General features: G+C 71.3%; 10 protein-coding genes and 1 pseudogene. 5 read left to right on the top strand and 6 right to left on the bottom strand.

Annotated features, from left to right (window positions below):
- Positions 1-35 precede the first annotated feature (35 nt).
- From BLW82_RS40800 to BLW82_RS40790, 3 genes and pseudogenes are all read right to left on the bottom strand, one after another.
- A complete protein-coding gene (locus BLW82_RS40800) occupies positions 36-1,697 on the bottom strand; it encodes a tetratricopeptide repeat protein (protein ID WP_093507229.1) in 1,662 nt (553 codons plus the stop codon).
- 111 nt (positions 1,698-1,808) lie between these two features.
- Positions 1,809-2,495 (bottom strand): annotated as a pseudogene (locus tag BLW82_RS40795) (polysaccharide deacetylase family protein); the annotation flags it as partial.
- Positions 2,495-3,163: a glycoside hydrolase family 11 protein gene (locus BLW82_RS40790; RefSeq protein WP_093507225.1), complete on the bottom strand. Its 669-nt coding sequence runs from the start codon at positions 3,161-3,163 to the stop codon at positions 2,495-2,497. The gene BLW82_RS40790 and the pseudogene BLW82_RS40795, both read right to left, overlap by 1 nt.
- 346 nt (positions 3,164-3,509) lie before the next feature.
- Between BLW82_RS40790 and BLW82_RS40785 the strand changes: the two genes are divergently transcribed.
- Positions 3,510-4,694 carry a PP2C family protein-serine/threonine phosphatase gene (locus BLW82_RS40785; RefSeq protein WP_256216132.1) on the top strand — a complete coding sequence of 395 codons (1,185 nt, stop codon included), beginning with the start codon at positions 3,510-3,512 and terminating at the stop codon, positions 4,692-4,694.
- A 79-nt stretch (positions 4,695-4,773) separates the two neighbouring features.
- Here the strand turns inward: BLW82_RS40785 and BLW82_RS40780 are convergent, their stop codons facing one another.
- The gene (locus tag BLW82_RS40780; RefSeq protein WP_093507221.1) at positions 4,774-6,303 is read right to left on the bottom strand and encodes an L-piperidine-6-carboxylate dehydrogenase; all 1,530 of its coding nucleotides are present in this window, start codon (positions 6,301-6,303) and stop codon (positions 4,774-4,776) included.
- Positions 6,304-6,329: 26 nt separating this feature from the next.
- The gene (locus BLW82_RS40775) at positions 6,330-7,727 is read right to left on the bottom strand and encodes a 2-oxoadipate dioxygenase/decarboxylase (protein WP_093507219.1); all 1,398 of its coding nucleotides are present in this window, start codon (positions 7,725-7,727) and stop codon (positions 6,330-6,332) included.
- A gap of 281 nt (positions 7,728-8,008) precedes the next feature.
- Between BLW82_RS40775 and BLW82_RS40770 the strand changes: the two genes are divergently transcribed.
- The 3 genes from BLW82_RS40770 to BLW82_RS40760 all read left to right on the top strand — a co-directional run bounded on the left by BLW82_RS40770 (position 8,009) and on the right by BLW82_RS40760 (position 11,165).
- Positions 8,009-10,186: an MMPL family transporter gene (locus BLW82_RS40770; RefSeq protein ID WP_093507217.1), complete on the top strand. Its 2,178-nt coding sequence runs from the start codon at positions 8,009-8,011 to the stop codon at positions 10,184-10,186.
- Positions 10,187-10,343: 157 nt separating this feature from the next.
- Positions 10,344-10,697 (top strand): ANTAR domain-containing protein, encoded by a 354-nt coding sequence (locus BLW82_RS40765; protein ID WP_093507215.1) that lies wholly within the window; start codon positions 10,344-10,346, stop codon positions 10,695-10,697.
- 15 nt (positions 10,698-10,712) lie between these two features.
- Positions 10,713-11,165 (top strand): acyl-CoA thioesterase, encoded by a 453-nt coding sequence (locus tag BLW82_RS40760; RefSeq protein WP_177233227.1) that lies wholly within the window; start codon positions 10,713-10,715, stop codon positions 11,163-11,165.
- Positions 11,166-11,201: 36 nt separating this feature from the next.
- On the opposite strand, the gene BLW82_RS40755 is transcribed toward BLW82_RS40760, so the two are convergent.
- Positions 11,202-12,353, bottom strand: a complete 1,152-nt coding sequence (locus BLW82_RS40755) for a glutathione-independent formaldehyde dehydrogenase (RefSeq protein WP_093508549.1) — start codon at positions 12,351-12,353, stop codon at positions 11,202-11,204.
- An 836-nt stretch (positions 12,354-13,189) separates the two neighbouring features.
- Between BLW82_RS40755 and BLW82_RS40745 the strand changes: the two genes are divergently transcribed.
- The gene (locus tag BLW82_RS40745) at positions 13,190-14,470 is read left to right on the top strand and encodes an MFS transporter (RefSeq protein WP_093507210.1); all 1,281 of its coding nucleotides are present in this window, start codon (positions 13,190-13,192) and stop codon (positions 14,468-14,470) included.
- Positions 14,471-14,477: the final 7 nt, after the last annotated feature.

Raw genomic sequence — 14,477 nt, 5'->3', positions numbered from 1 at the left:
ACGGCGCCGCAGACGAACGACGGCAGGCCGCGGTGCTACTGCCCGCCGCAGCACTCCGTCCGGCAGAAGCACGACGCCGTGATCGGCACGTCCGCCAGCGCCTCCGCCAGCCTCAGCTGCTGACCCACGATCCGCGCCTCGCCCTCCCGGCCGAGCCGCCGGAGGCACTCGTGGAAGCCGTGCAGCGCCCACACGTTGCCCGGGTGCTGCAACGCCCGGGGCAGGGTGCCGTCCAGGCCGAGGTCGGCCCGGTAGACCGCCTCGGCCTCGGCGATCCGGCCGCGTTCGAGGAGCAGGGCGCCGTAGGCGTGCCGGGTGGGCTGCATCCAGCCCCACGGTTCGTCGTACGGGAGGTTGTCGTCCAGGTCGACCGACCGGCGCAGCTCGGCGAAGGCCGTGTCGAAGTCGCCCTTCCGGTAAGCGAGTTCGCCGTCGAGCATGGCGGAGGCGATGGCCAGGATGTCGACGCAGGTGTTGTTGAACAGCATGCGGGTCTCCGGGACGGCGGCGACCGCGTCCCGGAAGCGGGCCCGTTCGGTCTCACCTTCGGCGATCCGGCCGGTGGCCGCCTGGGCGACACCGCGCGCGTAGTGCAGCATCGCGGTGGTCACGCAGTACAGCCGCGGGTCGGCGGGCAGCGGCAGGCGCAGGATGTCGTCCCAGCGGCCGAAGCGGACCAGGACGTGCACCCGCATGGCAACGAAGCCCTCCAGCCAGTCGGCCATCGGGGGGCTCTGCACCCTCAGCAGCTCTGCCGGTACGGCGGCTTCGAGCCGTTCGGCCAGGGCGAGGGCGTCCTGGAGGCGGCCGAGGAACAGGGCGCCGTAGATTCCGAAGTGCAGGTTGTGGCAGCGGTAGAGGGTGTAGAAGTTCATCGCGCCGGCGCGGGCGAGGTACTTCTCGTCGGCGGCGACGGCCGCGGCGTTGTCGGAGACGACGCGGCGGTAGTCGCCGCACAGGACCTCCAGGTGGGACGGCATGTGCTGGAGGTGCCCGGCGTCGGGCACGAGGCCGCGGAGCCGTTCGGCGACCGGCAGGGCGGTCTCGGGCGTGGGCGACATCTCCATGAGGTGGATGTAGAGGTGCAGCAGCCCGGGATGCCTGGCTCCGCCCTCGGTCGCGAGGGCCCGCTCCAGCACGGCCCTCACTTCCTCCGTGCGGGCCCCGTCGGCCGGGCGTCCGCTGCGGATGTCCCAGAGCTGCCAGGGGGTGAGGTTCATCAGGGCGTCCGCGTAGAGGGCGGCGACGTCGAGGTCGTCGGGCGCCAGTTCGTAGGCGGTGCGCAGGCTGTCGGCGTAGGCGGTGTTCCACACCGAGCAGGCCGCCGCGTCCGGGGCCGCGGACTGCGGGTACCGGGCGCGCAGTGCCTCGATCAGGGCGCGTTCGACGGGGGTCGCGTGCGCGGCCTTGGCGTGGGCGCGTTCCACGGCGGCGTGGGTCCGCTCGACCGTGTCCGCCAGGTCACCCGGGTCGAAGAACTCCCAGGGTTTGTTGTAGTGGGGACCGAGGGCGTAGGCGACGCCCCAGTCGGCCATGGCGCAGTCCGGGTCCGCCGCACCGGCCGCCTCGAAACAGCGGACGGCCTCCTCGTGGTTGAAGGCGTAGGTCCAGTTCAGCCCCCGGTCGAACCAGGTCTGTGCGGCGGCGGACGAAGTCGTCACGCGCCGGCCGTGACGGCCCAGGTCGTAGTAGTCCACGGTGGCGAACCTATCGACGCGGGGCGGGCGGGCGAACCCCGTTCATCCGAAGTCATGAGGGTGGCGCGGCGGTTGACGGGCCGCCGCGCCACTCGTGCCACCGTTCTCTCAGGGCGCGACCGCGCGGCCGGTCTGCGCGGAGATCCGCCCGGCGCACAGCCCCTTGGCCGCGAGGGTCTGTGCGATGCGCGGGATCGCGGCCAGGGTGTTGGCCGGCCACTCGTGCATGAGGATGATCTGGCCGCCGGTGAGCCGGGAGACGGCCTGCACGATCGCGTCGGTGCTCGCGCCGTTCCAGTCCTGCGAGTCGACGTCCCAGATGATCTCGGTGAGCCCGTACCTGGCCTCGACCGCCCGTACGGTGGCGTTGGTCTCGCCGTAGGGCGGCCGGAACAGCGCCGGTGTCCCGCCGCCGGCCGCCGCGACGGCCGACTGGGTGCGGGAGATCTCCGAGTCGATCTGCGCCTGGGTCTCCTGGGTGAGGTGCGGGTGGGTGTAACTGTGGTTGCCGACCCACATACCCGCGTTGACCTGGGCCTTGACCTGGGCCGGGTAGGCGGCCGCGTACTGGCCCTCGTTGAACATGGTGGCCCGCAGCCCGTTCGCCCTCAGGGCGCCGAGCAGGCCCGGGGTGTGGGCGGTGGACGGTCCGTCGTCGAAGGTCAGGCCGACGTAACCGGCGCAGGTGGCGGAGCGGGCGGGGGCGGCGCCGACGGCGAGGGTGCCGGCGGCGGCCAGCGCGACGGCGGCGGCGGTCGCGACCAGGGGGCGTGACGAGTGTTTCGCTACGGCACTCATCACGCCACCGTGATGTTCGAGCTGCCGCTGCTCTGGTAGCCCTCGGTCGCGAGGATCTGGTAGTAGCTGAAGCTGCCCAGGGGCATGCCGGCCCTGGCCCAGGAGTCGAAGTGGTTGCCGGTGGTGATGGTGCCGCCGGTCCGCTTGGACTGGCGGACGCTCCAGTACTGGTTGAAGGTCTTGGTGCCCTCGACGGACGGGGCGTTGTACCGCGTCGTCAGGTAGATGTCGTAGGTGCCGCCGTCGGTGGTGACGCTGCCCTTGTACGTTCCGGTGGGCCGGTAGGTGCCCCAGTTGTCGACGATGTAGTACTCGACGAGCGGGTTCGAGGTCCACCCGTAGAGGGACAGGTAGCCGTTGCCGGAGGGGCTGAAGCTGCCCGAGTAGGTCACGTTCCGGCGGGCGCCGGTGCTCCAGCCCTTGCCGCAGACGAAGTTGCCGGTGTTGCGCCAGCTGGTGCCGTAGTTGCCCCCGGAGCCGAGGGTCATGGAGACCGTGCCCTGCGCGTCGGTCCAGAACGAGTAGTAGTAGCCGTTGTTCGTGCCGGTCTGGTTGGTGGTGACGACGGTGGCGGCGCGGGCGGTGCCGGGCAGGGCCAGCCCGGCGGCGGCGCCCAGCAGCAGGGCGCCGGCACTCCTGCGGCTCAGGGCGTGGTCGAGCGGGTTCATGGGATGCCTCCTCGTGTTGGCCTGTGCGGGTGCGGCCTGGTGGGGAGTGTTGGTCTGGCCATGACAGCTGTCAACAGTTTCGGTAATTATTTCGAAACCTTCGATTCACCCGGTTACACATCTGCGCACTTGAAGCATCTGATCAGCCGACAGAAGAGCGAACTTCTCGCCGCGCGACAGAGATGAGATCCCTTTACGAGTATCAAATTCTCGAATGTTTCGACGCATGGCTCGAATGCTTCTGCGGGTCCCGGAACATGCCGCTGAGTGGAGCAATCACCAGCGTTCCGGGGGTCGGCCGGAGAGGCTGGGTGTCTTGTCTAGATTCATATGCCAGGAGTCCCGGGTGAGGCATGACGGTCCCAACCCACCACTGCCCGCGCCGCCCGCGTGGATGCGCTGGCTACCGGTCCTGTACATCGCCGTCGTACTGCTGATCGAACCGGTCACTCCGGTGCAGTGGCCGGTGAGTTTCGTCCTGATCGCGCTGCCTCTGGTGACCGCCTTCGCCCACCCGCCCGTCGTCGTCGCGGTCGCCACGGTCTTCGGCATCGGCCTCGAACTTCTGCTGGCCGGAACCCCGTGCTGTGCGGGACGCCCCGTCGGCTACGTCTGGGAACGGCACTACGTGGCCGCCTACGCGTGCACGGCTCTGGTGGGTGCGCTGGGCGCGATCCTGGCCGCGCACCGGATCCGCCGGGAACGCACCCTGGCCGACGTCCGGTTCGTGGCCGAGATCGCCCAACGCGTCCTGCTCAGGCCGGTCCCGCGCCGGATCGGGAACCTGCTCCTCGAGAGCTTCTACCTGTCCGCCGCCGCGGAGGCACGTATCGGCGGCGACCTCTTCGAGGCGGTTCCGACCGTGTACGGAGTACGGCTGCTCATCGGGGACGTGCGCGGCAAGGGGCTGCTCGCGGTGGAGACCGCGGCGGCGATGCTGGGCGCGTTCCGCGAGGCGGCGCACGACGAACCCGACCTGCGTGCGCTGGTGGAGCGGGTGGACATCAGCATGACCCGCCGGGCGGACCGGCTGGGCGGGACCGAACTGGGTGAGCGGTTCGTGACCGCCGTCTTCGCGGAGATCCCGGGGAACGAGCGGATCGTGCGCGTCCTCAACTGCGGCCATCCGCCGCCGCTGCTCATCCGCCCCGGCGAGGTGAGCGAACTGGACCGGGGGCAGCCGGGTCCGCCGCTGAACCTCGGCATGCTCGTCGGGGATCCCTACCGCGTCGACACCTACTCCTTCGGCCCCGGCGACCAACTGCTCCTGTACACGGACGGTGTCACCGAGACCCGGGATCCGGACGGCGCCTTCTACCCGCTGCTCCAGCGGCTGCGTTCGTGGGGCCCGATGCCGCCCCCGGAGCTGCTGGAGCGGCTCCATCAGGACCTGCTGGCCTACAGCCACGACCAGTTGCGGGACGACACGGCCGCGCTCACCGCCTTCCTGCTGCCCGAGGAGGCGGCCGAGACAGCCCGCTCCGGCCAGGACGACACGGTCAACGGGGAGTTCGGCGAGCCGCTGCCGTGACGCAGCCGCCGTGGCGACGTCGAAGACGCTGATCTGCGCGAACCGGCCGCCCGCTTGCGGGAGGACTCCTGACAGACGGTCAGAGGAAGCTGACGCCCTGGGCCAGGGTGAGTTCGCCGGAGTAGTTGACCGTGTTGGTGGCGGAGCGCATGTACGCCTTCCAGGCGTCGGACCCGGACTCGCGGCCGCCGCCGGTGTCCTTCTCGCCGCCGAAGGCGCCGCCGATCTCGGCTCCGGAGGTGCCGAGGTTGACGTTGGCGATGCCGCAGTCGGAGCCTGCGGCGGAGAGGAAGAGCTCGGCCTCGCGCTGGTCGCGGGTGAAGATGCTGGAGGACAGGCCCTGCGGGACGTCGTTGTGGAGCGCGATCGCCTCGTCGAGGGTGTCGTAACCGAGGACGTACAGGATCGGTGCGAAGGTCTCCTCCCGTACGACGTCGGTCTGTTCGTCGACGCGGACCAGGACGGGCTCGGTGTAGGCCGCCGCGGGTGCTTCCTCGGCCAGGCGCCGGTTACCGCCGGCCAGGAGCTTGCCGCCGTCGGCCTGGACGCGGGCGAGGGCGTGCCGCATGCGGTCGAGGGCGCCGGTGGTGATGAGCGGGCCGACCAGGGTCGCGGGGTCGAACGGGTTGCCTACGGGAAGCCTGCCGTAGACGGTGGTCAGACGTTCGGCGAGGGTGTCGGCGACGTCCCGGTGGACGATGAGCCGGCGCAGGGTGGTGCAGCGCTGGCCCGCCGTGCCGGCCGCGGCGAAGACGATGCTCTGGACGGCGAGGTCGAGGTCGGCGGAGGGTGCGACGATCGCGGCGTTGTTGCCGCCGAGTTCCAGCAGGCTGCGGCCGAAGCGGGCGGCGACGCGGGGTCCGACCTCGCGGCCCATGCGGGTGGAGCCGGTGGCGCTGACGAGGGCCACCCGCGGGTCGTCGACGAGCCGCTCGCCGACCGTGCGGTCCCCGAGCAGCAGGCGGTGCACGTCGCGCGGGGCGCCGGTCTCCTCGGCGGCTCGGGTGAGCAGGTGGTGGCAGGCCAGTGCGGTCAGCGGGGTGAGTTCCGAGGGCTTCCAGACCACGGTGTCGCCGCAGACCAGGGCGACGGCGGTGTTCCAGGACCAGACGGCCACCGGGAAGTTGAAGGCGGAGACGACGCCGACCACGCCGAGCGGGTGCCAGGTCTCGGCGAGGCGGTGGCCGGGGCGTTCGGAGGCGATCGTACGGCCGTAGAGCTGACGGGAGAGGCCGACCGCGAAGTCGCAGATGTCGATCATCTCCTGGACCTCGCCGAGCGCCTCCGAGCGGATCTTGCCCGCCTCGACGGTGACGAGGTCGGCGAGGTCGCTCTTGTGCTCGCGCAGCAGCTCGCCGAGGCGGCGGACCAGGTCGCCGCGGCGCGGGGCGGGGGTGGTGCGCCAGGTCAGGAAGGCGGCACGGGCGGCGGCGAGGGCCTCTTCGACGTCGGTGGCGGTGGATGCCCGCAGGCCGAAGAGGTGTTCGCCGGTGACGGGGGTGCGAGCCGGGAGGTCGTCGCCCTCGGGGACCTGTGCACCGATGGTCCGCAGGCGGGCCCGGGCGCGGGTGCGCAGCTCGTCCGTGGTGGGCAGCGCGGTGCTGGTCATCCTGGTCCTCCGGAGGTGTGAAGGGGTCAGCTGACGGGTTCGGTGAGGCCGAGGGTGCGGGCGGTCCGGGCGAGGGAGCGGTTCTGCTGCCGCTCGTAGAGGGCGAAGGGGTCGAGGACTTCGCGGCCGATGGCGCCGGAGAGCCAGTCGGCGTCGTAGGCGGTGCCCTGCGCGTCGCTGTCGCGGGTGCCCTCGCCGCCGAGGTTGGACTGGAAGATGCCGGCGGCGGAGCGGGGCAGGAAGTCCTCGTAGACGACCGGTTCGGCGCGCACCCAGCCCTGGCGTACCAGTTCGGCGATGCCGGCGGGCGGGGTGCGCCCGTCGTGCGGCCGGTCGTCGGCGACCCGGTAGGTGAAGTACGCCAGCCCCTGGGCCGCCAGTTCCTCCTCGCTGCCGGGCAGGTGGCGCTCCCAGACGGCGCGGGCCAGGTCGGCGCGCGCCGTCCCGGGGTGCCGGGCGGCCTGTTCGTCGACGCGGTCGAGGAGTTCGTCGTACAGCGCGCGGCCCGCCCGGGTGAGGGCGATGCCGCGGGCCTCGACCTCGCCGAAGCGCACCCGCAGGGCGCCGCTGACTACGCTGCCGTCCTCGGTGCGCATCGCGCGGGCCTCGGCCAGGGCGCGGAAGGAGGTCTGGCGGAGCAGGACGTCGGGGCCCTTCCAGGCCGGCGGGCCCTGGATGGTGTCGATCATCTCGATGCCGCGGTCGGTCATCCGGCGGTACAGCTCGTCGATGTCCAGGACGCGTGGAGTCAGGTGGTTGATGTGGGTGCTGCGGACGCCTCCGATGTCGGCGGCGACGGCGGAGACCCGCTCCAGGGTCCGGTACCAGGCGCGGTCCACCGGTTCGGCCGACAGCTCGAAGGCCCGCACGGCCAATTGCAGGAAGCGCTCGGCGTCGTCCGGCCGCAGTCCGCGGTCGGCCGCGGCGCGGTCGGCGAGCGTGAGCAGTTCCGGCGGGAAGAGTTCGCGGGCGGCGAGGAAGGCCTCCAGGCGGGCGCGCAGGTCCGCGTCGAAGAAGCGGGGGTCGGCCGGGGTGAGCAGGGAGGTGAACACGCGGAAGGGGTTGCGGGCGAGTCCCTCGCCGTCGACCGGGCGGAAGGCGGTGGAGACGACGGGGACGGCGCTGGTCGCGGCCTCCCGCAGGTCGTAGAAGCCGACGGGGTGCATGCCGAGGGCGCCGAAGACGCGGGCGACCTGGCGCAGTTCGCGCGGGGTGCCGACGCGGATGGCGCCGTGCCGCTCGGCGGTGACCCTGCCGATGGAGCCGAGTCGTTCGGCGTCGGCTCCACGGGCGCGCAGCACGTCCTCGTTCACCTCGCGGGAGACGTCCACCAGCGTGGTGTAGGCCGGGACCTCCCGCCCGTACATCTCCGACAGCCGTGCCGCGAAGGCGGCCCGCAGCTGCCATTGACCGATCGTCGACATGGTTCGCCCCTCCGGTCGTCGACGGCGCCGCGATCACGCCTTCGATGGTCGCCGACCGGACCGCCGCCGTACAGATGACGGGGCCGCCCGCGGGCGGCGGGAAAGGCGCAACTACGGGCGGCGCGAAAAACCCGGTGGACCGATCTTCACAGCTGATCTCTAACATATGGCGTCAAGACAACCAAGCGACCGGCTCGTCGGATGCGTGCCGGTCGGGGTCGCCGATGCCAGGGTCCGCTCCCCGGGCTGCGGTGATCTTCCTACCCAGGAGGACCTTCCGCATGTTCCGACGAATTGGCAGTGCCGTCGTCCGACATCCTGTCTGGACGATCGTGGCATGGCTGATCGCGGCGGTGGCGATCGTCGCCACCGCCCCGAGCCTGCCCTCGAACAGCGACGAGAGCAGCTTCCTGCCCAAGAGTTACGAGTCCATCAAAGCGGCCGATCTCCAGGCGAAGGCGTTCCCCAGCGCCTTCACCCCGTCCGCGATCGCGCTGTACCAGCGCACCGACGGCGGCAAGCTCACCGCCGAGGACACGAAGGACGTCGCCAGGTTCGCCACCGAACTGGGCGGCAAGCACATCGACCAGGTCCAGAAGGTCGTCCCCGGCCAGCCGTCGAAGGACGGCAGGTACGACCTGATCCTGGTGCAGATGGACAGCAAGAAAGCCGGTCAGCCCGTGCAGGCGGACGCGGCGAAGGTGTTGCGCGACGACGTCAAGCAACTGGCCAAGGGCACGAACCTGGAGGTGAAGCTGGGCGGTTCGGCGGCGCAGGCCCTCGACCAGCAGGACTCCTCCAAGCGCGGTGAGGCGCTGATCGGCGTCGGCACCTTCGTGATCATCCTGGTGACCCTGCTGATCATCTTCCGGGCGCCGATCCTGGCGTTCCTGCCGCTGGTGCTGATCGGCGTGGTGTCGGCCATCGCCAACGGGCTGATCGCGTACGCCACCAAGCTGTTCGGTCTGCAGGCCAACAGTTCCGTGTCGTCGATCCTGATCGTCGTGCTGTTCGGCGTGGGCACGGACTACTTCCTGTTCCTGATGTTCCGCTACCGCGAACGCCTGCGCGCGGGAGACGAACCGAAGGAGGCCATGGTCAACGCGGTCGGCCGGGTCGGTGAGGCGATCGCCTCGGCGGCGGGCGCCGTCATCATCGCCTTCCTCGCGCTGGTGCTCTCCACACTGGGCTTCCTGAAGCAGATGGGCCCGGCGCTGGCCATCGCGGTCTCCGTCACCCTGATCGCGGGGCTGACGCTGATCCCGGCCGTGGTCTCGCTGATCGGCCCCAAGGTGTTCTGGCCGTCCAAGTCCTGGCAGCAGGAGCCGTCGAACGCCCGTTTCGCGGCCCTGGGCCGTGGAGTGCAGCGCCGTCCGGGGCTGACCGCGATGGTCTCCGGGCTGGTCCTGGTCGTGCTGTCGCTGGGCACGCTGGGCTTCCACGCCACGTTCGACCTCGCGTCGGGCTCGATGCCCAAGACCAAGGAGTCCATGGTCGTCCAGGACCAGATGCAGAAGGCGTACTCGGCCGGTGCCGCCGCGCCCACCGACGTCTACCTCTCCAGCACCGACGGCAAGCCGCTGGACACGTCCGCCTTCGGCGCGTACGCGCGGAAGCTCGGGGCCGTGGACGGGGTCGCGAACGCCCGGATGGCCCAGGTGAACAAGGCCGGGACCACGGCGGACTTCACCGTCACCCTCAAGTACGAGGCGTCAACGGACAAGGCCATAGAGTCCGTCGGCCGGGTGCGGGACGTCGCGCACGCCGGCGCTCCGGAGGGGACCGAGGCGCTCGTCGGCGGCATGTCCTCGATCTACAAGGACATCGACTCGGCGGTCAACCACGACTACCGCACGGTGTTCCCGGTCGCCGCTCTGCTGATCATGGTGATCCTGGGGCTGCTGCTGCGCAGCGTGGTCGCTCCCTGGTACCTGATCGCCTCCGTCGGGCTCGGCTTCGGCTCGACCCTCGGCGCCACGGTCTGGATCTTCCAGGAGGCGCAGCACAAGCCGGGTCTGATGTTCATGCTGCCGGTGATCATGTATCTCTTCGTGGTCGCCATCGGCACGGACTACAACATCCTCATGATCGCCCGGCTCCGGGAGGAGGCCCGCGAGGGCCGGGAGCCGCGCGAGGCGGCCGGGATGGCACTGCGGCACGCCGGGCCGACGGTGGCCGCGGCGGGCTTCATCCTGGCCGCGACCTTCGCCACGATGATGCTGGCGGGCAACTCGCTGCTCACCGAGATGGGTTTCGCGGTCTCCTTCGGCATCGCGGTGGCCGCCTTCGTCATGGCGATGTTCTTCACCCCGAGCCTCACGGCGCTGATCGGCCACGCGGCCTGGTGGCCGGGCCACGCCGACCGGGCGGAACCGGCGGCGATCCCGGGACAGGCGGGCGGCGACGCCACGTCGTCGGCCGGGGAGGACCGGAACGCCCCCGCGGGGCGCCGCGGCTAGGCGCTCCGCCGGGAGGGCCGGCTGCCGGCCGCGGCGCCGTCGTGGCTGGTCGCGTGGTTCCTCCCCCAGCGCCCCCGCGGGGCCGGCGCGGTGTACGGATGGGATCCGGGGGAAGGCGTTGAGCCGACCCCGGACCCCATCCCCCACGAGGCGATCCATGGCGTTCTTCGCGATCTCCCGCACGGAGCCGTTGCGGTTGCTGTCGGTCACCGAACTGGCCGTCGAGCTGGAAAGGCTTCGGGCCGAGAACGCCCAACTGCAGCAGGCCGTCACCTCGCACGCCGTCATCGACCAGGCCATCGGCGCGGTCGTCGCCTACGGCCGGATCCCCCCGGACGAGGCCTGGCGGGTCCTGCGGGACATGTCCCAGCGCACCAACACCAAGGTGCGCACCCTCGCCGCGCGGATCCTGAGGTACGCGCAGGGCGAGGCCGTCCCGGACTTCGATGCGGCCGAGCTGCGACGGGCGATCGACCGGTACCGGGTCTTGCACCGGACCTCGGCTTGTTGACTACACTTGACGACCGTGAAAAATACGCAATACAAGCCGGCTGGTGCCGGTACCGACGGTGTCCGCGCCATACACCGGTGCCGGGTCGAGTGGCCGGACACCGACGCCTCCGGGCACTACCACAACACCGCGGTGGTGCGGTTCGTGGAGGCGGCCGAGGCCGCGCTGGTACGCGAGCGCGGCCTCGTGGGCTACTTCGGCGCCGCGCCACGGGTGCGCTACGAGGCCGACTTCACGGCACCGCTCTGGTTCCAGCAGGAGGTGACGACGGTCCTGACCGTCGAACGCGTCGGCACCTCCTCGATGACGTTCGGCTTCGAGGTGTGGGGCGAGGAGATCGACGGCCGGCCGCGGCAACTCGCCGCGGCCGGCCGCTATACCGTCGTCCACGTGCCGCAGGGGACGGAGCGGAACAGTGCCCCCTGGCCCGCCGAGTGGATCACCGCGCTCACCCCGGCGCGAGGCTGACGTGACCGGGTCCACCGCGCTGCGCCGGCGACGGTGCTACGCCGCGAGAGCGTGCCCCGGGTGCAGGACGACCTTGGTGTAGCCCTCGATCCGCTGGTCGAACTTCTCGTAGGCGCCCGGTGCCTCCTCGAGCGGCAGTTCGTGGGAGACCACGAAACTGGGCTTGGCCCGCCCGGCGATGATCAGGTCGCGCAACTGCCGGTTGTACTGCTTGACGTTGCACTGACCGGTGCCCATCTGCTGCCCCTTCTCGAACATCCGACCGATGGACACCAGCAGCAGGCCGTGCTTGGCGTGCTCGTCGGGTCCGCCCGGGTCGGACGGGACGTACAGGCCCGGTACGCCGAGCATGCCGGTCGGCCGTACCGTGTCGACGAGGGCGTTCAGGACGACGGCGGGTTCCTCGTGGCTCGCGTCGTGCGCCTGGGCCTGGTAGCCGACGGCGTCGACGCCCTTGTCCGTGCCCTCGCCCCCGGTCTGTTCCTTGATCTGCTCGGCCGGGTCGCCCTTGGTGAAGTCGATCGGTATCGCCCCGATCTGCTCGGCCTTGGCGAGCCGCTCGGGCACCCGGTCGACCGAGAACACCTTGGACGCGCCCCGCAGCAGCGCCGAGTACGCGGCCATCAGACCGACCGGGCCGGCGCCGAAGACGGCGACGCTCTCGCCGGGGGACAACCGGGCGAGCTCACAGCCGTGGTAGCCGGTCGGGAAGATGTCCGCGAGCAGCACGAAGTCGGTCTCGAACTCGTTGCCCGGCGGCAGCTTCAGGCAGTTGAAGTCGGCGAACGGTACGCGCAGCAGCTCCGCCTGGCCGCCCTTGTAGGGGCCCATGGCCACGTAGCCGTAGGCTCCGCCGGCGAAGCCCGGGTTGACCGTGAGGCAGAAACCGGTCTTGCCGGCCAGGCAGTTCTTGCAGAAGCCGCAGGCGACGTTGAAGGGCATGACCACCCGGTCGCCCTCGGACAGCGAGATCACGCCGGAGCCGATCTCCTCGACGATGCCGAGGTTCTCGTGTCCGAAGACGATGCCCGCCTCCGCGGCCGTACGCCCCTCGTACATGTGCAGGTCGGATCCGCAGATGGCGGTCGACGTAACCCGTACCAGCACGTCGTTCGGGTGCTGGATCTGTGGATCGTCGACGTCCCTGACTGTGACGGTGAAGGGCTTCTCGTAGACGACGGCTTTCACCTGGTTCACCTCCGCGTCGAACGCCGTACGACGACGGACCGCGCGGCCCGAGGCCTGGCCGGCAGAGACGGCCGGGACCGAGGCCCGGTCCGTGCCGCGACTCTGGGCGCTCTAGTTCCACCATCGGATACTTCCAGAAAACGCCGGTCGGGCAGCCGCTGCAACCCAGGCCCCGGCGAGGCCCTCCTCCTGGGAAAGCGCCCGGCCCAGCGAGCCACGCACGGCTGCGGCGCGGTCCTCGGTTCCCTCGCCAACAGGGCTGGCCGGCAGGGCTGTTGCACCAAGGGGGCCGGTGGGAGTGGAGCATACGGTGGCCGTGCGGCCGGTTTCGGAGCTGCTCGCCGAGAACTCCGTGCGCCACGGCGGGAAGGTCGCCGTCGCCGACGACCGGCGGGCGGTGGGCTGGGCGGAGCTGGAGCGCAGGACCGGCCGGCCCACGCGGCGGGGGCGTCGGTCGCCGTCGCCGTCTGTCGGCGCGTCCTGCCGCTGCCCTGTCCGCTGACGCTGCCTGGCGTGCGCGACCGTGCCGGCTGCCGGCTTTGGGCGGTGTCCCGGGAGCCGGGACGACCGAGCTCCGGGACACCGCTGTTCGCGCGCAGGAACGGCCGTGCACGTCTTTCGTCCGGGTGACGGTTACCGATTGCATCCACCGCGTGGATAACCCGGATACGGGATTCGGATCGCGCTGGGGATGGCACCGGCGCGTTGGCGCCCCCATAGTCGTCGCTACCGCACGCCGCTGTCCGGATGCCGCCGGCGTGCGCGTCCCCCAGCATGCCGTGCGTCGTCGGCGCCCGTGAGGCATGCCCGCTCCCTTTCCGTTCCCTGGAGTCGCCATGCCCGGTTCCGTGCCCCCGCCGCCTCCCGCCGCGGTCGATGCCACCGCTCCGTCAGCCGCCGCCGTGTCGGGCCCGGCCCATCTGCTGCGGGTGACCCTGCTGATGGCGGGCAGCTGTCTGCCGATCCTGGGGGCGGTGCTGATCGCCCCGGTACTGCCGAAGATGCAGGACCACTTCGCGTCGGTCCCGGGGGCCAAGGCGCTGGTGCCCCTCGCGCTGACCGTCCCGGCGCTCGCGCTGGCACTGCTGGCCCCGTTCGCCGGTGTGATCGTGGACCGGGTGGGCCGCAAGCGCCTGCTGGTCGTGGCGACCCTGCTGTACGCCGCGTTCGGCACGGCCCCGCTGTGGCTGGACTCGCTGGGTGGCATCATCGCCGGCCGCGCCCTCGTCGGAGTCGCCGAGGCCGCGATCATGACAGCCTGCACGACCCTGATCGGCGACTACTACAGTGGCCGGCAGCGGGTGAAGTACCTCGCCCTGCAGACCATGTGCGCCTCGGCATCGGCCACCGTCTTCTTCGTGCTCGGCGGCGCCGCCGGATCGGCGGGCTGGCGGGTGCCGTTCTGGGTGTACGCCGTGAGCCTGGTGCTGGCCCCGCTGATGGCAACCGCCCTGCCCGATCCGGCGGCCCGTGCGGACGGCGACGAGGTCCCGGCCGCGGCTCCGGCCGAGGCGGAGGCCCGCCGCCCGTTCCCCTTGCGGCAGCTGGCGGGCATCTGTGCCCTCACCTTCTTCGGGGCGATGGTCTTCTACACCGTCCCGGTGGAGATGTCGTACCTGCTCGACGACCTCGGGGTGGAGAACACCGGCGTGATCGGACTGGCCACCGCCACCGCCAGTGCCGCCACCGTGGGGGGAGCGGTCACCTTCGCCCGGCTCAAGCGTTCTCCCGACCCGATGCTTCCCGTCGTTCTCGCGGTCTGCGCGGTCGGCTTCGGGGTGATGTTCCTCGCGGGCAACGCCCCGCTGCTGGTCATCGGGGCGGTCGTCAACTGTGTGGGCACCGGCATGCTGCTTCCCGCCCTGCTCACCAGTGCCATGTCCCGTCTGTCGTTCGAGGACCGCGGCCGTGGCACGGGGCTGTGGACGGCGGCCTTCTTCGGCGGTGAGTTCGTCTGCCCGCTGGTGCTGCTCGCCGGGGAGGCTGCCGTCGGCAGTCTCGCCGGTGCGGTGGGCGTGCTGGGGCTGGCCGCCGCCCTCGTCGCGGCGGGGCTGTGGGCGGCCCGCCGCCGTACGGGTGCCGTCGATCCCCGGCCGTTGCCGGAGCGGTCGTTCTGAGGGCGGC

It is taken from the genome of Streptomyces sp. Ag109_O5-10 (genome assembly GCF_900105755.1).
Taxonomy (GTDB): Bacteria; Actinomycetota; Actinomycetes; order Streptomycetales; family Streptomycetaceae; genus Streptomyces.
Note: the sequence above shows the minus strand (reverse complement) of the source record. Positions and strands in the feature narration are given on the sequence as shown.